General features: G+C 25.4%; 16 protein-coding genes and 1 tRNA gene. 10 read left to right on the top strand and 7 right to left on the bottom strand.

The genetic code is table 11. The features are described 5' to 3' along the window. The first annotated feature begins 12 nt into the window (after positions 1–12). A complete protein-coding gene (locus MJ2HA_RS00475; protein WP_258393310.1) occupies positions 13–285 on the top strand; it encodes a hypothetical protein in 273 nt (90 codons plus the stop codon). Here MJ2HA_RS00475 and MJ2HA_RS00470 read toward each other — a convergent pair whose 3' ends face one another. Together MJ2HA_RS00470 and lonB are read right to left on the bottom strand one after the other, a co-directional pair. Next, positions 286–4,518 carry a COG1361 family protein gene (locus MJ2HA_RS00470; protein ID WP_258393309.1) on the bottom strand — a complete coding sequence of 1,411 codons (4,233 nt, stop codon included), beginning with the start codon at positions 4,516–4,518 and terminating at the stop codon, positions 286–288. 25 nt (positions 4,519–4,543) lie between these two features. Then, a complete protein-coding gene (lonB, locus tag MJ2HA_RS00465; protein ID WP_258393308.1) occupies positions 4,544–7,828 on the bottom strand; it encodes an ATP-dependent protease LonB in 3,285 nt (1,094 codons plus the stop codon). A 51-nt stretch (positions 7,829–7,879) separates the two neighbouring features. On the opposite strand from lonB, the gene MJ2HA_RS00460 reads away from it, so the two are divergent. The 5 genes from MJ2HA_RS00460 (at position 7,880) to MJ2HA_RS00440 (ending at position 11,604) form a co-directional block, all read left to right on the top strand. Beyond that, entirely contained in the window at positions 7,880–8,848 is a 969-nt protein-coding gene (locus MJ2HA_RS00460) for a hypothetical protein (protein ID WP_258393307.1), read from the top strand. Positions 8,849–8,998: 150 nt separating this feature from the next. Next, the gene (locus MJ2HA_RS00455; RefSeq protein WP_258393306.1) at positions 8,999–9,925 is read left to right on the top strand and encodes a transcription initiation factor IIB; all 927 of its coding nucleotides are present in this window, start codon (positions 8,999–9,001) and stop codon (positions 9,923–9,925) included. Beyond that, positions 9,919–10,197, top strand: coding sequence for a hypothetical protein (locus tag MJ2HA_RS00450; RefSeq protein WP_258393305.1), 279 nt, complete (start codon positions 9,919–9,921; stop codon positions 10,195–10,197). Before MJ2HA_RS00455 ends, MJ2HA_RS00450 begins: the two co-directional genes overlap by 7 nt. 11 nt (positions 10,198–10,208) lie before the next feature. After that, complete coding sequence (locus MJ2HA_RS00445) at positions 10,209–10,928, top strand: archaeal proteasome endopeptidase complex subunit alpha (protein WP_258393304.1); 720 nt, start codon at positions 10,209–10,211, stop codon at positions 10,926–10,928. Beyond that, positions 10,915–11,604, top strand: a complete 690-nt coding sequence (locus tag MJ2HA_RS00440) for a ribosome assembly factor SBDS (RefSeq protein WP_258393303.1) — start codon at positions 10,915–10,917, stop codon at positions 11,602–11,604. Before MJ2HA_RS00445 ends, MJ2HA_RS00440 begins: the two co-directional genes overlap by 14 nt. 6 nt (positions 11,605–11,610) lie before the next feature. Here the strand turns inward: MJ2HA_RS00440 and MJ2HA_RS00435 are convergent, their stop codons facing one another. The 4 genes from MJ2HA_RS00435 to MJ2HA_RS00420 are packed head-to-tail and all read right to left on the bottom strand — an operon-like array spanning position 11,611 to position 14,849. Then, positions 11,611–12,231 (bottom strand): hypothetical protein, encoded by a 621-nt coding sequence (locus MJ2HA_RS00435; RefSeq protein WP_258393302.1) that lies wholly within the window; start codon positions 12,229–12,231, stop codon positions 11,611–11,613. A gap of 25 nt (positions 12,232–12,256) precedes the next feature. After that, on the bottom strand, positions 12,257–13,873 hold the full coding sequence (locus tag MJ2HA_RS00430) for a glycosyltransferase (protein WP_258393301.1): 1,617 nt from the start codon (positions 13,871–13,873) through the stop codon (positions 12,257–12,259). Next, positions 13,870–14,535: a ParA family protein gene (locus MJ2HA_RS00425; RefSeq protein ID WP_258393300.1), complete on the bottom strand. Its 666-nt coding sequence runs from the start codon at positions 14,533–14,535 to the stop codon at positions 13,870–13,872. The genes MJ2HA_RS00430 and MJ2HA_RS00425 overlap by 4 nt, the downstream gene beginning before the upstream one ends. Next, the gene (locus MJ2HA_RS00420; protein WP_258393299.1) at positions 14,535–14,849 is read right to left on the bottom strand and encodes a hypothetical protein; all 315 of its coding nucleotides are present in this window, start codon (positions 14,847–14,849) and stop codon (positions 14,535–14,537) included. The genes MJ2HA_RS00425 and MJ2HA_RS00420 overlap by 1 nt, the downstream gene beginning before the upstream one ends. 36 nt (positions 14,850–14,885) lie before the next feature. Here MJ2HA_RS00420 and MJ2HA_RS00415 point away from each other — a divergent pair, with 36 nt between their 5' ends. Next, positions 14,886–16,058 carry a glycoside hydrolase family 57 protein gene (locus MJ2HA_RS00415; RefSeq protein ID WP_258393298.1) on the top strand — a complete coding sequence of 391 codons (1,173 nt, stop codon included), beginning with the start codon at positions 14,886–14,888 and terminating at the stop codon, positions 16,056–16,058. Here the strand turns inward: MJ2HA_RS00415 and MJ2HA_RS00410 are convergent. Then, positions 16,017–17,228 carry a glycosyltransferase family 4 protein gene (locus MJ2HA_RS00410; RefSeq protein WP_258393297.1) on the bottom strand — a complete coding sequence of 404 codons (1,212 nt, stop codon included), beginning with the start codon at positions 17,226–17,228 and terminating at the stop codon, positions 16,017–16,019. The genes MJ2HA_RS00415 and MJ2HA_RS00410 overlap by 42 nt on opposite strands. Positions 17,229–17,280: 52 nt before the next feature. Between MJ2HA_RS00410 and MJ2HA_RS00405 the strand changes: the two genes are divergently transcribed. The 3 genes from MJ2HA_RS00405 (at position 17,281) to MJ2HA_RS00395 (ending at position 19,882) form a co-directional block, all read left to right on the top strand. Next, a complete protein-coding gene (locus MJ2HA_RS00405; RefSeq protein ID WP_258393296.1) occupies positions 17,281–18,906 on the top strand; it encodes an amylo-alpha-1,6-glucosidase in 1,626 nt (541 codons plus the stop codon). Further along, positions 18,893–19,810: an AAA family ATPase gene (locus MJ2HA_RS00400; RefSeq protein WP_258393295.1), complete on the top strand. Its 918-nt coding sequence runs from the start codon at positions 18,893–18,895 to the stop codon at positions 19,808–19,810. Before MJ2HA_RS00405 ends, MJ2HA_RS00400 begins: the two co-directional genes overlap by 14 nt. Continuing rightward, positions 19,810–19,882 (top strand) — tRNA-Thr (locus tag MJ2HA_RS00395). Before MJ2HA_RS00400 ends, MJ2HA_RS00395 begins: the two co-directional genes overlap by 1 nt. Positions 19,883–19,907 lie beyond the last annotated feature (25 nt).

Raw genomic sequence — 19,907 nt, 5'->3', positions numbered from 1 at the left:
GACTTATAAATAATGATATATGATCTAGTAGCTTATAGTTTACTGTTCATAGCAGGTTTTGTATCTGCTGAATATGTTACAAGAAAAACAAGTACGGAATTTATCATAGAAATAAAAACCAAGACTAAAAGATATCATACAAAGATACATCATGCATATTTATTTATAGCTGGAATTATAAGCACAATATATGATATATATTTATTAGCATTATTATTTTTCGGAATAAGCATACATGATATAGTTTTAGAATTAAATAAGAGATTTTTTAAAAAATCAAAATAATTATATTAGCCCAAGTGTTAGTGCTACTGCTAATATACCTATAGAAACTCCTATTAATTCTCCAGGACTTATTTCCTCTGATGTAATCAAGTTACTAACATTATTTGCTAGTTGTCCATTTGGCTCTAGAACATATACAGGCACTTCTTGACTATATGTAGATGATCCGTATAAACTATTACATGTAAATCCATATATTAAATTAGCTACACCGGATTTCAAACCCAAGACATTAATATATAGATTAGCAACGCCATCAGGACCTATGGTAAAGTTAAGATTATTTATTCCGTTTATATTAAAATATAGTACTTGTGCGTCATCATTTGATATTATTGGCAATGTATCTATTGTACAATTTATTTGAGATGGTACTAGATTTTTTATTAATACCTGATAATTATATTGTTGGCCTACATATATAGATATTACTTGACTAGAGGATGATACTCCAAATATAGAACTGGAATTGGTTAGATAATTATAATATGTATAATAATTGTCAAATTGTGCATATTGATTATCTGTAATTACTTCTGTATTACATATAGAACCAGCACACATTCCATTTTGATATAAGAAATCAGAATTACAATTTCTTGGATATTGAGCATTATTAAATGATATATAACATGCTTGATAATTTATATCTTTTATATTAAATACGGTATTAGAGCTTAATTGTACGCCATTTGGAGGATTATTTACCTGATTTAATGGTAATAATAAAGAGTAATTATATATATATGTATTCCAACCATATACACTAAATGATATATTATAATCTTGTGGGTTGCAATTTGAATTAGTTATATTTATCTCTATATTTAAATATGCGGTAGCGCCCGGGTTTATTAGTGAATCATTATAAATATTTAATATTTGTACACATGCAGGATCATATTGTAAATTATATATAGAAACATTTTCTGCTGGCACAGGTCCTAAATTTTCTACTCCTATAGTTAGATTAACTGGTCCATAAGTAATCTTCGTTATTGATGGATTTGTATAAACAGACAAATTATCCCAATATATATTTATATATCCAGAATACTCCACTGGACTATATACTGTTAATCCGTATGCATTTTGATAACTAACATTGTATGGTATTTGACAGCTTACATGAGAACATTCATTTGTTGGAAAATATGCATATAAGGATATATTTTGATTTTCTTGCAATAAGAAATTATTATTTACCAATATTGGATCTGGCAATATATAATTTTCTCCTACAGTTAGATTACCAATTCCTATATTATCAATATATCCGAGATATATAGGATCACCGGGATTTATATTATATATATAAGGATAATAACTTATATTTTGAACATTAACTGTCGCATCTGGATTTATCACTAAGAAATAATATCCAGGTTCGGGGTTTATTGGCAACCATCCCCAGGCTTCGCCTTGTATATGGCCATAACTACATAGATTACCATTTGGATCACATATATAATCTTCCGGACTTCCACAAACAGTTCTTATATAATCTGTATATAATATATAATATCCTGGATTATTTTCATTGAAATTATATACATTGACAGAAGATCCACCTTCCAGAGCTAGCCATAACGGAGAACCAGATGGTAAAACAAAACCTTCATTTGGATGTATATTATATATTGTACTCCTATCCACAAAATAATTACTAAATGTTATACCAGCATTGGAAGTTCCTAAAATATATACAGATGAATTTGGATCGAAATATTGATCTGTAGAATATAGCCAAAATGCTATTGAAGGAGTTCCTGAATTTGTCACACCATCTGAACATAAACCATTATATCCACCATTCACATTAAATCCAAGAGAAGTATTCTGGGCTAATATATATACCCCATTATCATAAGTATAGTAATTACCTGTGTTTGGACCATTGTAATTAAAATAAATTTGTAGAGGATTAGAGCTAGAATTTGCACTTACATCTGCTACAGCATGGGTACAAGAAACACTGGTAAAAGTACCAGCGGACGCACCCAATACTTGTAATGGGTTTCCTACAAATGGTATATTATATAGTTGTCCATTATAATCATATGATCCATTATAAGTATAATTACCTATTGAATTATCATAATTATATATATTTAAATCACATAAATTCTGTCCCCAATCAGGATCTCCTGCCCCTGAACAATTAGTCCTTGTTAAAATACTGGTTCCATTGGGCAATATTACAGTAAAATTAAAGTATGTATTATTTATAATATTTTCAGAATTTGAACATCCTGCAACAATATATGCTGCATCATCTGAGGAAGTATATATTGGATTTGAATAGTATTCAAAATAAAATGGGTAATTTGAATATATATATCCATTGTAGGTATTATAACTACATGAAATAGATAAATTAACAATTGTACAATTTTCAACATCTATATTATATTCAATTGGTACATTAATACCGGCTGGTAGATTATTCAATGCGATTGTATAAGAATAAGAACTACCAAAATACTTGTATTGACCACTAGAATATACAAAATTATTATTTGGATTAAAGAATGTATAATTTACATTTACATCACCAGAATAATTTGAAGTTGTAATGGTTACTGATCCAGAAGGAGAACATAGATTAGTTGGTGATACTGTTATAGTTTGAGAATGGATAGTTGATAAAAATACGAGACCAACTATAAATATCGCGAATATTTTCCACCTTTTTATCATATATAATAATATAGAAATTATTATTATAACTATTACTAAGGCAAGATAATATATATTATCATTTTGTTGTTTTATTGGTTTTATCAATATATTTGTTTTTGAAGGATAGTAAGTATTATTAATTATCCATTGATTAGAATATTGAGAAGAATAAAATGATATATAATACGTTCCATTACTAATATCACTATAATTATAACAATTATTATCTACATTTGTTGATAATAGTGTATTTGCTGGAGAATTATATGCAACGATTAGATTGCCAGATATATTTGAACATATATAGAAATAATTATTTGTATAATTTACATAAACTAATTGAGATAATGGTAAACCATATGTATCAGATTGATTAATATTATAATAAGTACAATAATTATAATCTAGATTATTATTAGAATACAAATTTATACATAAATCAAATTTTGTCGAATTTAATGGCAATTGTAAATTTACATATGTAAATTGAGTATTATACCAACTTATATTTCCGAGAGATATATTTTCATTAAATCCTAATATATTAGAATATACTTGGGCAATGACATTTGGAGTTGTAGGGTACGTATAATGATCTGGAGATGGAGCAACTATAAATGTTAGATTTCCATTTCCCTGTAAAAAGACTCCATCTAATCTGGTAGTTGGACCCAAAACTATAAATCTTAATCTATATATTGATTCTACTGTATTATTATATAGCAATTCTAATCTAGCAGAATATACATTTGGTGGTAAACTTGAAATATTTATATTATCTATGTTTATTATATTATAACCTGAATTCAAATTTATATTATATGTATTATTATATACAGGACTGTATAGAATATCATCCCATGGTGATATTAATAATAATAATGTGGCATTAGCATTATTTTGAGAATATATATCTACTGACATATTTAAACCATTAGATACTCCATATCCTGTAGGCCCACTTAATGAAGAATAATAATATCCTGAAGAGTATAATATAGAACCGTATGTATATAAAGAACTAGATGATAGATAAGTGTCATTTTTTACAATATACATTGATGGATAACCTCCATTAATACTATCTACATAAAATTCTGTATATGATCCAGGATAGTATATAAATGGCAAACCATTTATATTGTTTAGAGGTGTATATAAGTATGCAACAATATAATAGTATCCAGGATCTAAATTATAAGGTACTATATATTTTAATGGTATATTTATAGTTTCCCCGGGTTGTAAATATAGATTTCTTATTACATATTCATATATTTCATTATCATTATTAAATTGATATGGATATATGCTATTATTATCACCTTTTTGAATTATCTGTATTACCAATGATGCATTTGGTATATAATATATATCTCTATAATTTATAGAAACATTATAGTATAATATATTATTCGGTTGAAGATAATTATTTGATAAGCTTATATTTAAAAATGTAACTGGATCATATACATTATTTTCGTGCCAAACATTTTGGGAATATATTGGATAAATCAATAATAAAAATAAAAGATAGAGTATCTTCTTCATAAAGAGATAATAATAAAAAAAATTTTTAAATATTCTTAATTAAAGCATGATCTATAACTTCATCTATTGTTTTTACAGGTATTATCTTTATCTTATTAAATAAATCTTCCGGAATATCATTATAATTACTTTCTGGTACTAATACTTCTTTCAAACCATATTCTATTGCTGCCTCAATTTTTGCTATTACACCGCCTATAGGCAATACTTCTCCCCTAATAGATAATGATCCTGTCATTGCTATATCTTGTCTTACAGGCCAGTTTTTTAATGCGGATATTATTGCTGTAGCCACGGTAATTGATGCAGAATCGCCTTCCACCCCCTCATAAGTTTGTAAAAATTGTACATGAACATCATATTTCTTTAAATCTTCTTTAAATTTCTTCTTAATGACTGTAGATACATTTATTATTGCTTCTTTAGCAATCTTTCCTAAATTACCCGTTGCAATTACCTTCCCTGCTCCTTTTCCAGGAACAACTTCTGCTTCCACAGGCAATACAATTCCAGAATAATATATTTTAGATCCAATTACTGCTAATCCATTTACTCTTCCTATAAGACTTCCCTCATTTTTAATCAATTCATATTCTTTTCTTCTCTCTATATAATATCTAGATATTTGATCTTCTAGAGTTAGCGCCTTATCTTTAGCCTCTATAACATCTTCTGCTTCCACAAATTCTTTATTTTTTAATCTAGCTATATCACCAGCTAATCTTATCAATCCACCTAAATCTCTTAATCTTAATGTTAAATAATCTTTTTTTCCGGATCTTCTTTGAGCTTCCTTTATTACTTCTATAACGGCTTCTTTTGTAAATGGTGGTATATTACCGGATTTTTTAACTTCCTGAGCAACAAACTGTGCATATTTTAGTGCAGTTTCTTTAGTAAACTTCGTTTCAGATTTCATATATACTTCATAACCATAACCCCTAATTCTTGATCTAAAAGCAGGATGTAATTTTTCCACTGTTTCTAAATTACCTGCTGCTACTAATATAAAATCTGCAGGTGCGGGAGTAGTCCTAACCATGGCACCAGCCGATCTTTCTGATCTTCCAAATATTGAATATTTCTTTTCTTGTAATACAGTTAATAACTCTATCTGGACTTCTGGTCTTAATGTTCCAATCTCATCTATAAATAGCACACCTTTATTTGCTTTATGTATCGCACCTGCAACTACCCTTTGATGAGCTGGTGTTTCTAGTCCTCCAGAATTTTTAACTAATATGCCATTTACAATTAAATTACCAGATTCTGTTGTTATATTATATGTTACATCTACTAATTCTTTAACCCTATATAATTTTCTATCATAATTATACTTCAATATTTGAATAGCTTCTAATACATTTTTTCTTTTAAATTCTGAATAATCTTTAATATATGAATTAATAACTTCTTCAAATCTCTCTCTTTTTCTTGGAGAATATGAAAATCCTATTAATTTATATAATCTAAAAGTATTTTCAAAAGATTGACTAAACATTATTCTTATTAAATACTTTCCATCTCTTCTTTCTATTCTTAATCTCGCTTTTAATCTCAATGTATACAACTTATCTATAAACCTTTCTAATTCTTCTATTGTTTCCTTATTTTTATTTAACAATATTATTTCTACTTTATTTTTTATTTTATGTCCATCTTTACATTTCCAATATCTTGGTACAAAACCTTCTGCACTATAAAAACCATCTAAAAAGGATAGTATTAAATCTCTTCTATTGTATATCCACTCTGGTATTTTTAATATAATTTCTGTTTTTTTACCAACTGGAGCACCCAATGCAACAAAAAATCTTATTATCCTTCTTTCAGTAGTTCTAAATAAATATGCTTTATCACTTTCTCTTATTTCATATGTAAAATCACCAAATATAGATTTTAAATCTCTTATGAAATTATCAATGGCTTCTTTTTCTGATGATATATATGCTAAAGTGTTCAAATTTTTATCTATATTTCCATTTCCAAATAATCCACCAATAATTCTTGCAATAATTAATAATCTATCATCAGATAGTTTTAATGGTAATAAATTCAATTTCTTTAACTCTCCAATTATATATAAACTTGGAGGTTTCATTCCTTCTTCCCACTCCTTTATTTTGAATTCTAGTATATTTAATATTTTTGCTGCTTTTTTATATCCTATACCAGGATTTTTTTCTTTAAATTCCTTCCATTTTAAGTATAATTTATATCTTTCTAATTCTTCTTCTCCATATGTTCTTACAATATCTTCTTCTGTTAAAATATTTATATTATCATAGAACCTATAAAATATATCTTTTTTAATATTCTCTGCTTCTATCATTTTTAAATTTCTATCAAATATTTTATGATCTGGAGTAACAGATATTACAACATCTCTACTATTTATATTATATATCTCTTGAGGACCAATTCTTTTATTAACAGATATAACTTTAACAGGTTGAATTTTTCCATCTTTATATCCAAGAATATAAATTGGTTTATTTACTTTAGTAGCAACAATTTTTATATTATTTTCCTCATTAATAAATAATTTATCCTCATTTTCCTTCAAAATATTTTCCACAAATTTGTTAATTTCCATTGGAATTATTTTCTCTCCGTTTACGACATAAATTTCATTCTGCTTCCTTAGACATTGATAGGGATCATGAAGCACATCACCAAACAACATCCCCTCAAATGCTCCAGTCGCATCTACAAAAGGAACACTAGTCTTATCTTTATTATCAACAATTACTTTTGGAACACCTTTTAATATTTGCTTTTGAACAAACTGCATTGAAAAAGATAGACCTGCTATTAGTATCATAAAACCAATAAATGTAGATCCTGCCATTATATAATTTTGTACATAATAAAAATACAATGGAGTTAATGATGCTATTAGTAATAAAGCCAAATAGAAATATTGAAAGAATTTTGCCTGTTCTGCAATTTTCTTTTTCATTTCATCTACTAACTTTTTTCCAGTACCTGCAGGGAAAGTTCTAACTATAGGATTATATTCGTCCTGGGGATTTGGAAAAACGACTATATCCTCTAGAGAATCTATATTATTTTTATTTTCAGAAATTATCTCTGCTAAGGCTTGGGCTAGCATAGACTTACCTGTACCGGGATCTCCTATTAATAGTACATTTCTTTTCTGATTTGCAGCTTTTTTAATTATATCTAGCGCAGAATCTTGCCCAATTACCTGTTCTGAAATTTTTTTTGGTACTTCTATATCTTTGGTACTCTTAAAAGTGAATATCTTATACAGATCTGTTATAGATATTATACTATTATCACTCATGATATTATCTTAATAGGAAAAAATAAAAATATAGATATATAATATTAAAGAATGTTTGAATATATAAAAATTAATAAAAATGTGTTTTACTACCTTGTAATAGTTGCTTTTTTCTTATCTTTCAATAAATGGGATACTGTACTTATAGGAATAACAAATTTAGTATTTTCTATATTTTATATTATATTATCATATTTCATTATATTAATTATATTTAATCTTGTAGCATCTTGGTATGGTTTATATATATCTCTAGATTTGGTTATAGCAGAACTAAAGATGTTATTCTCAACCAGATCAATGAAATTCCGCCAGATATACATGTTTATAATTATATACGCATTAATAATAATATTTTTATCTTTTATATTTAGAAATAACCTATTTTTATTATTAATATTTCTAATATTTATCACATTTTTCTATTATATATCTTTAAAGAATTTCCTAAATAAAGATAAGGGATTGAATATTACAATTATTAGGAGATTAAATTTAAGCTATATTATATCAATAGTAATATCTATAATTTCTTTAGGTTTTCTAGTTCCGATAATATTTTCAATGAAACCAATAGTAATAGAATATAAAAGGATCGGTAGAAACAAAAATCTAGAAGTATCTAATAATGAGTTAATAAGAATATTTTTAATATCTATGACTATTATATGGCTAATATTTTCTATAATTAAGTATCTAGCATCTATAAGTCCCATAATATACGGATTTACCACATATTTCTTCTACTTTTTACTATTTTTTACATACCTATCTATAATACCACTAGGTATAATATTATCACCATTTATTTCCGTAAGATCTGGATATTCATACTCAAACAAATTTATAGGAGATATTTTAATACTGAGTCAGACACCCTTTTATCTTTCATCCATATCCATATTAGCATTATTACCCATATTCTCACTGATATTCAACCCTATAGAAATTATGGTATTTATATCGGCAATATTCTTTATAATATGGATAAGAAAAAATTTTGATTCACTAGCAAAATAAAAGATATGCCTTTCTTTTATTATAAATATTTTAGGTATAAAAGGTTCTACTTTATATATTATTTTAAACAATTATTTCCTTAAAAGTGACTAGTTTTAGTAGTAACATTTAAAAGATTAAATTTATAAAGATAATATTTAAAAATTTATAATGGTCCAAAAACTTATAAAAAAAGAGGAGTTAAAATGTCCTGTATGCGGTGGTACAGAATTCGTATATAATGAAAAAACTGCTGAGCTGATCTGTACAAAATGTGGATATGTAATGGAAGAAGTGCCATATCTAGGAAAAGAATATAGAACAATAAACAATGAGGATGTTGAAAGAAGGTCAAGAACAGGTAGCGCAATCAAATTTTCGAATATGGCAAGTTCTTTATCTACTGAAATTGGTAGGGTAGAATCAGGAGAAGAAGATTACTCATTAACAAGGAAATTAAAAAAATGGCAACAAAGGTCTACAAGTTCATATGAAAGAAATCTAAAGCTAGCCCAACAGGAATTAAAAAGAATATCATCTTTCCTACAATTACCAAAACAAGTAGAAGAAACTGCGTTGAAATTATATCTAGAAGCAGTGGAAAAGGGTCTAATTAGAGGTAGATCTGTTGAAAACGTAGTAGCATCTTGCGTATATATTGCATGTAGAATACATGATGTAGCTAGAACAATAGATGAAATAATAAAAGCTTCAAATATACATAAAAAAGAACTTGGTAGGACATATAAACATCTATTACAAGCTCTAAAGATAAAAATAACGCCAATTGAAGTTACAGAGTACGTACATAGATTCTCTTCATTATTAAATCTTCCACCTGAAGTAATAACTACCTCTGTAGAAATAGTAGAAAAGGCGAAGGAGGCGGATATAACTGCAGGTAGAGGTCCTGCTGGTGTAGCGGCTGCAGCAATATATTTAGCATGTGTAAAACATGGTATACAAAAAACTCAAAAGGATATAGCAGAAGTGGCAGGGATTACTGAAGTTACAATAAGAAATAGATATAAAGAAATGCTTGAAAAACTAAAACTAAAGGATATTGAAGCGAAATTAAATAGTGTAGAAGAGTGGTAGTATTACCAAGGGTATTAAAGATAAAAAGAAGATATATAATATTAAATAATGTAGATATAAAAAGGTTCAAGAAGGACTATATAAATTTTTTTGGTTATATAGATTATTATAAACTAAATTTTGATTATATAACATATAATGATTTCTATATAATCATAGTAAATAGAAAAGATATATATAAGGTAATATTTATATTATATCTACAGAATAAAAAAATAATAAAAGTTTTTAATACTTTAAAACAATCAAAAGACTTTTTAAATATATTCTAAATCGTATTCATATGGATAATGAATACACACAACAAGGTGGTATGGAAAGAGGATGGATGATATTCTCACCAGAAGGAAAATTAGTACAAGTAGAGTATGCTAAACAAGCCGCAAAATCAGGTTCAACAGCAATAGGGATCGTAGCAAATGATGGAGTAGTTATAGTAGCAGATAAAAAAATACCTAGCAAGTTGGTAATATCAAATTCTATAGAAAAAATATTAGAAATAGATGAAAACATAATTGGTACATTTTCTGGATTCATACCAGATGGAAGAGTACTAATAGATTATGCTAGAGAAATCGCACAAAATCATAGATTACAATATAATAAACAGATGGATATAGAATTATTAGTAAGAGATCTAAGCGATGTAATGCAATCTTATACAAGATATGGAGGTGTTAGACCTCTAGGTATATCATTAATAATAGGAGGAATAGACAAAAATTCAGAACCAAAGATATATGCACTAGATCCATCCGGAATTTTTTATAGATATAATGCTATAGCTATAGGAGAAGGTGAAGATTCTATAATGAAGGTATTAGAAGAAAAATACAAAGATATGAGTATAGAAGAAGCAATAAAATTCGGAATATCCATCTTAAAGGACTATTTAAAAAATAATTTCTCTTTTGAAAGGATAATAGTAGGATATGCGAAGTCTGGAGAAAAGATAAGAATATTAGAAAATCATGAAGTAAAAAAGATATATGAAGAACAGTGATCAAGAGATAACTATAAAGTATAAAAAAGAAGGTTATAATTTTGAATTATTAATTTTTTTAAAAAGAGGAATAGATTTTAAGCAAGGTAAAATAAAAAATGTAAAAGAAGTATTAGTTGTAGAAGAAATATTCAAGGATTCTAAAAAGGGCGAAAGAGCATCTACCGAATCTTTAAAAAAGGTCTTTGGAACTACAGATATATTAAAAGTTGCAGAGGAAATTTTAAATAATTCTGAGATACCATTACCAACAGAATATAAAAAAGAACTGATTGAAGAAAGAAAAAGACAGATAATAGAATATATAAGGAGGATAGGCTATGATTCGAAAAATAATATGGCATTAACATATGAAAGAGCAAAACAATTATTTGAAATGGTCAAATATAATATAGACATAAATACGCCTATAGAAAAGCAGGCCAATGATATTATAAAAGAAATAAAAAAGATATATCCACTAAAAATAGAGTATAAAAATATAAAAATAACAGTATATCCAGATAAATTCAAAATTATTGGAATAATAAAAAATAAATATAAGGTTATAAAAGAAAATTGGACTGAAAATTATCAAGCTATATTAGAGATACCAGTAGGTTTAGTTTCTGAATTTTATTCGGATATAGGAAAGATATGCGGAGATAGCTGCATAATAGAAGAACAAAAAAACTAACTATTACTATTTAGCTGGTCCTTTTGGCTTCGAATCTCCTCCTGCACCCAATAAAATTATACCAACACCGAGAATTATAAAGAAAAATAGTAAAAATAGGATATATGGATTTCCTACAGATAAAAATTGCTGAGCTTGTAAAGAATTAGAACTAGATAATGATAAAAAATAATTTTGATATCCAAAATACATAGATAATATCCCAAAAACAATCAAAAATACTACAATAGTTATAAGGATAATCCTCCCACCATTAGAAGATTGCACCTGCTTAGGATCCTGTAGTTTTACAATCTGAGATAAAGAATCAGTTAATGCACCTCCGGAGATTAAAGAACCCATAAGTATAAAAAAGAATAATAGAAGTAGTATAGATGTATTAAATGCTAAAAAATATTGGGTAAATCCTATAAATCCAGAAAATGTCGTTAATAAGTAGGATATAGAGATTGATAATATAATAGCTATTGGATTTATATTAATCTTAGATGTATCATTTTTTTGTAATAATCTAAGTATATAAGATATTATAAAATAAAAAAGACCAAAATAAAACAGAAACAAAAATATTAAATTTAAACCAAGATTATTCATTATAACTAATAATAGAGATGCAAAACTTCCCATTTATTTTTATAAATTCTTATAATTTTTAAAGATTATTATATATATTTAAATATTCATTTATATTATTTTTCCAACTAAATAGTCTAGATATATTATACATTTGATTTTTTACATTCAATTTAGAGTAATTATCTAAATTTTTATATTCTATAATTTTATTATATAAATATTCTTTATCTATATTATATGGATCTATGCTTATTATAAAATCATTTTTTATATTTTTAGATTCTAGGGTTTTATAAAATCCAGTTCTATTTGAGATAACTATTGGATTATAATTATTTAATGCTTCAAGGGGTGTATACCCATATGGTTCATATCTGGATAAAAAGAAACCAAAATCAAAAATCGATAATAAATATTCTTGCTCTATATTAAATAATATATCATTTCCTAAATATATTGGTGCATATATGACTTTTACAGAGTTTTCTTTAGAATTTAACAGATTATTCTCCTTTAATAGATTAATTATTGTATTTTCTGACGTCTTATGAGTACATATTTCCGGATTTTTATTTTTCCTTTCTAGTGGATTTAAAAAATATTGATTATTATAAAGACCTCTTATGATATTATATTCATTATCCTCTATATATTTCTTTAGTTCATTATATTTTCTGTAATTTTTTAGTATTTCTTCAGATATATTTTCTACTGTATAAGGGACAAATATAAATGATATTATATCTAGATTTTTATCATTAAAGTATTTTAATAAATCTATATATAGATCTATACCTTTATTATATATTTCATATCTTCCTATAGTATAGAATAATAAATAATCATCACGCAAATCATAATAAGGATAAAAATACCATGTTAAAAATTCATCCATCCATTTTTTCCCTATATTATAATTCTTGATAATATCTTTATCTTTTATATCTATATAATTATATGTTATATAATCCGGATTTCTGCCAAATAATTTTAATGATTCATATTTTAAATTATCTGAAACTGTAGTAAAGATATCGGAATTTAATATTGTATTTTTTTCTATTTGATGCTTAGAATTCACTCCCAGCCTATATGAATCCTGATCTGCATTAATATAATCTAGAGATTTTATTACATCTATATTCTTTTCGGATATAGACCGTCCAACTACAGTACCATGTATAGTAAATACAGTCTTGTAATTCAAATTCTTTTTTTTAATATATAATATTGTTCCTCCTGATAACCATTCATGCGCATGTAATATTTTTTTATCTTTTATATAATTTTGTAATTTTTCTAGAAATATACCTACTGATATTGACCATAATAAAGGTTCATCAAATGTAAAATCCGAATTTAAAGAGTCTATTTTATACCATTCCCAGAATTTATATTTCCATAGGTCTTTTTCTTTTTTTAAAAAATCATCAAACTCTATTAAAAATACATAGGGTTTTGAATCTATATCCCAATAACCATAATGAACTTTTATATTATCTATTGAACTATTTATTTCCTTTATATAATTTAATGGTTCTAATTCTATAAAATCATTATTATCCTTATAAGGGCCTATCAAAAAATAATTATTATTTAATGCGTCCTTTATATATTTAGCTTTCGAACTTATTACTGTATATATACCACCAACCTTATTACATACCTCCCAAGATTCTTCAAATAGTATCATCCAAAAATCTTACTAAATATACCTTTCTTGATCCTTTTACCAGTAACTAAATATGATAGTTGATCTATATAATTTAATGCCTTTGATTTTTCATTATAAAATGATATAGGCGCATATTTATACTGAAATATAGATAAATCTTTGTTCATTGGAATGGCACAGTATACATCCTTTTCAAATACTTCAGATATAAAATCTAGATCTAAAGATTTGTCATATTTATTTACAACTATCTTAACCTTATCTTTTTCTAGATAATTATATAATTTCCTATTAACATATAAAGAATAAAAATCTGGATTTATTACTAGAAATATAATATCGGATATTCTAGATATATCTATTATTAATTCTGGATTTGGAAATACATCAAATATTATAATATCATATACCCTCTTTAAATAATTTATATCATTTATATAAGTTTCTGGTAATCTATCGATTATTTTTAGATGATAAAATGGAGTAATTTTAATATCATTCCATAATCTATTTCCATAGAAATTATTTTCTTTTAGATAAAATAGATTTTGGGAATATTTTCCATTTGTATCAATTAATAGAACCTTGTAATTGTAAAATTTCTTTAGATATGCCCCTAAATTTATTGATAATGTAGTTTTTCCTACACCGCCTTTTAATGATATAAAAGATATTATCATTATATATATTTTATAAACTCTACTTCAGCTTCTTCATCCGATATCTTCTTTTTATTATATATTTCTAAGCTCTTCATAAAGTCATCTAGAATTTTTATTAAATCAATTTTATTATTTATATTTATTATTTTTTCTGCCAAATCTCTCTCATTTAAAGAGTAATAGATCCAATTGTAAAAATCTTTTCTATCATTATGATATTTAAAATCATAATCTGAGCAGTTATATAACCATATTATTAAATCTTGAATACCATATAATTTTTGTCCATCTAAAGTAGTAAAAGATTCATTTTCTCTTTCTATTTTTATCATAAAAGATTTATATTATTTATAATTTAAAAAATATTTATGTCTGGAATAATATTCTACTTTCATGCACACCAGCCTAGAAGAACAAGATATTATTCATTTTTTGATATAGGATCAAAAGATTATTTTAATGATAATATTAACAAGAGAATACTTGATAGGGTAGTAAATAAGTCCTATAAACCAGCTCTAGAAATGATATATAATAATTGTACAAAATATGACTTAAAATTTTCTTTTTCAATTTCAGGTACATTAATAGAGCAATTAGAGCTATATCACCCAGAAATATTAGAATTATGGAAAAGACTTGTAGATACGGGAAATGTTGAAATTGTTTCGGAAACCTATTTCCATTCAATATCATATCTAATAGATAAAAAAGAGTTTATAGAGCAAATAAAAATGCATAAGAAAAAAATAAAAGAATTATTTAATTATAATAGTAGAAGTTTCAGAAACTTTGAACTAGTATTTAATAATGATATTGGAAATATAGTATATAATCTTGGTTTTGAAACTGCATTAACAGAAGGAGCAGATAGTATTTTAGGTTGGAAGAGTCCAAATTATGTATATAAATTAAAGGGTAACAATCTTAGATTATTATTAAGGAATTATAAATTATCCGATGATATAGCATTTAGATTCGGTAATAGAAACTGGGAAGAATATCCATTAACAGCAGATAAGTATTATGAGTGGATTAAAAAAACTCCAGGCGATATAATAAATATATTCATGGACTTTGAAACAATAGGAGAGCATATATGGCCAGAAACAGGCATATTTAATTTCTGGAACAAACTATTAGAATACATAGGTAAGAATAAAGAAATAGAAACATATACTATAAATGAAGCATCAAATAGCTTTGAAGTCAAAGATGAAATAAGCATAGAAAACTTAATATCATGGGCCGATATTGAAAGAGATTTATCAGCATGGATGGGTGATAATATACAGAAAGAGGCTATAGAATATCTAAAAGAGATATATGAAAAAAATAAAGATAATCAAGAAGTAATGAAAGTATTAAGATATTTAACAACCTCGGATAATTTTTATTATATGAGTTTAAAATATAATGCTGATGGTGATGTACACAAATACTTTAGAGAAGAGGCCTTTGCTACACCTTATGATTCATTCATATCTTATATGAATATACTAAGATCTATTGATATTGATAACTTTATCAAAAATAGATAATAAAACATTAACAGAATCCTCCCAAGAAATATTTTTTATATCATCTAGACATAATTTTAGTTCATAATCACCTAAAACCCTATACTCCAATAATGCTAATATATAATTTGCTAATTTATCTACATCCCAAAAATCTATTTTTAATGCACTTTTTAGTACTTCCGCAACTCCTGCTTGTTTAGACAATATTATATAATCTTTATATTGTAATGCTTCAAAAGGAGTCAAACCAAATGGTTCGGATATAGAAGGTAATACAAAAATATCGGATATTGAGTACAAATATTCTGCCAATTCATCATCAATCCAACCTGTAAAAATTACATTCTTAGATATTTTTAGTTCAGCAGCTAATTTTATTAGCTGATCCAACATTTCCCCCGTACCTGCAAATATAAATAATACATTTTTATTTTTCTCTAATACTTTCTTGGCTGCTCTTAGCAAATAATCTGGACCCTTATGCAATGTAATTCTTCCCAAAAATAATACAATTTTATATTTATCATTTATTTTTGATCTTATTTTTTCCTTCAATTTAAAGTCTTCATCCGGAGCATTATATATTACATTTATCTTATTACCATTACAAAAATAATATTTTTCTAATATTTCTTTTTCTCTCTTACTAACAGTAATTACATAATCAGCATTTCTACATCCTTCTATCTCTATACCATAATCATAATCATAAAGATATTTTAATAGATCTGGATTTGCACCAACTCTATCATATGCAAGAGAATGAAAATGGATTATTAATGGTTTTTTATATATCTTTTTCAACTCTATAGCTGCAGGTGTTGTTAACCAATCATATGCATATATTATATCAAAATCCAATTTATTATTCTTTAAGAAATCAATTAACCTATTTTTATACTCATTAACTGCAGATCTATAATCTACCAGATTTTTTTTATATAAAGTAAAAGATTCGTACCGAAAATAGTCTATATAAGATTTAAAAGTATCTATGTTTAACCCAAATATCTTTGAATTCACTAATTTGTTTGACCAAAAATTATATACATCTTTAGTCAGGTTTGGAATAAATAAATATACTGTATTATTTTTATTATCAAGATATTTGAAATAATAATACGTGGCTTTTTCTAGGCCACCGGTTTTCTGCGGCAGAATTCCCCACGATAAAAATAATATTTTCATAAATAAATAAATATCATAAAACAATATAAATATTTTTCGAAAATAGATCTTTATGGAAGAGTATATTGAATTAAATAATTTTGAATATAGTTTAATAACATCAAAGAATCTTATTTTCTTTTTACCTCTACTATATAATAGTAGATATTTTGGATTATTACTTCCATATAATAACTTTTATATAAAAACAATAGAAAAGATTGAAAATCAGAATTTTAAAAATAATGAAATAAAGAACATATTATTGAAAGATTATAATATATTGAAAATTATATATAAAAATGATGATTTTGAACAATACAAATTATTAAATAGCAAACTAGTTTATAATACCAATAAAGAAGGATATATAAATGTTTATTTTGATATAAGGAACTTATATGATACAGAAGAATTTAATAGGATATACAACATAGAAAAGTATAAAAATTTTATAATAATAAAGTTTAATAAAGATAATATAAATTACCAAATAAAAATTTCTAAGTTTAAATCATATGAAGAAAATCAAGATAAATGGATAAAAATATATTATAACTATGATGAATATAGGAGATCTCCTCCATATTATAGATATGTATATTCCCCAATAAAATTCTATGGAGATAGGATAGAGATAATATTTAATGAGGACAGTAATATTTCTGGAAATAGCAAATTTACAATAAATAAATTAATAAAGAAAAGAATAGAATCCTTTATAAATAATAATAATATTAGTGCAGGATTTCCATGGTATTTTCAAGAATGGACAAGGGATACTCTAATATCTTTATACGGTATATATAAAATAAATAAAGATATTGTAAAACATAAATTGATAGAATATTCTAATTATTTTCTCATGGATGGAAGATTAAAAAATATAAAAGATAGTAATGTCGGAAATTCTGATGGTATAGGATTATATATTAAAAGATTATTCGACTTTAAGGACCTATTTAGTAACGAAGAATTTAATAAAATAATAAATATAGTAGAAGAAAAATTAATATCTTATGAAAATAACTATTTAGATCAGAAATATTTCTTATTTAAAGCATATCCAAATGAGAGTTGGATGGATACTTTAAATAGACAATATCCAATAGAGATACAATTTTTAATGATGAATTCTTATGATAATTTATATAATTATACTAAAAAAGACGAATATAAAGATAAACTAGATAAACTAGTCAAATCAGTAAAATATAATTATATAAATGATGCTTCATTGTATGATGACATAAAAAATAAAAAAATTAGGCCAAATATATTCTTATCTTATTATTTCTATCCAAAATTTTTATCAAATCCAGAATGGGAAAGATTATTCGATTATTCTTTAAATCATTTACTCTTATATTGGGGTGGATTATCTAGTATATCAAAATTCGATAAAGAATTTATAGGAAACTCCAATGAAGATAATTATTATAAAAATGAAGGTAAATCGATGCATAATGGAGATTCTTGGATCTTTATAAATAATATATCTGCATTATCATTATGTAAAGTAAATAAAGAAAAATACAACTCAATAATAAATAAAATATTAAAATCTAACTTAGAATTTATATATATGATAGGAACTTTACCAGAAAGAGCTAGTGCAAATAATATGAAAATTGCCGGGGCTTTACACCAGCTATGGTCTTTGGCTACATATATAGAATTAAAAGATGTGGTGGCGTAAATACGGATTTTATAAAAATCCGCTAGATATAAGACCAAATGATAATTTAATTGGTATAGATGATATTATAAAAAAGATAAAAGATTCTATACTAAGTGGCGAAATAATTCTATTATACGGTCCAGTAGGATCTGGAAAGACTTCTTTAGCATTTAAAATTAAGAGAGACTTTATCGATAAATATAATGTAATATATATAAATGGCGAATATAATAAAGATATTGAAAATGAGATAAATAATAATCTATATATTAAATTCTTATTTTTCAAAATAAAAAATAAATTACCTATTATATTAATTCTAGATGAATTTTACAATTTTCCAGAAGAAATATCAAAAAAACTAAAATATTTATATGATAATAGAATCGTTTATTCCATTATGCTTATACAACCATCCCCTCAAGTTATGAATGCTTCTCTATCATTTCTAAATAGGATTTATGAAAAAATAGAGATGAAACTCCCATCAGAAGATGAAATTATTAAATTAATAAATGATAGATTAAAAAATAAAATAAAATTTGATAATGAATATTTAAGAAAAATTATAAGAAAAAATAATAATAATATAAGGTCCATATTTATTGAAATTAATAATATATTGTCCAACATGAAACATCCAGTAAATGATATTATAACAGGTAAGATAGAAAATATAAATGAAATAGAAGATTTAGATTTATCCGAAACTCAACTAAAGATATTGGAATTATTATCTGGAAGCCAATTATCTTCTAAAGAGATATCCAGGATATTAGACCTTCCAAAGAATACAATTGCAAAATATTTGGGATTATTATACAGGAAAAACATAGTTCTAAGACATGAAGGGAATAAAGAATATTTGTATAGTATAAATCCACAGTATATAAATATTATTTCCAAAAAGATAGGAAAGTAGCCACCGTGGCTCAGCTGGCAGAGCGTTCGCTTGGTAAGCGAGAGGCCCCGGGTTCAAATCCCGGCGGTGGCATATCTTTATATTTTAGGAAGAATAA

The sequence above is a fragment of the Nanobdella aerobiophila genome (assembly GCF_023169545.1).
Taxonomy (GTDB): domain Archaea; phylum Nanobdellota; class Nanobdellia; order Nanobdellales; family Nanobdellaceae; genus Nanobdella; species Nanobdella aerobiophila.
The sequence above is the reverse complement of the archived record's forward strand: the minus strand, read 5'-3'. Positions and strand labels throughout refer to the sequence as shown.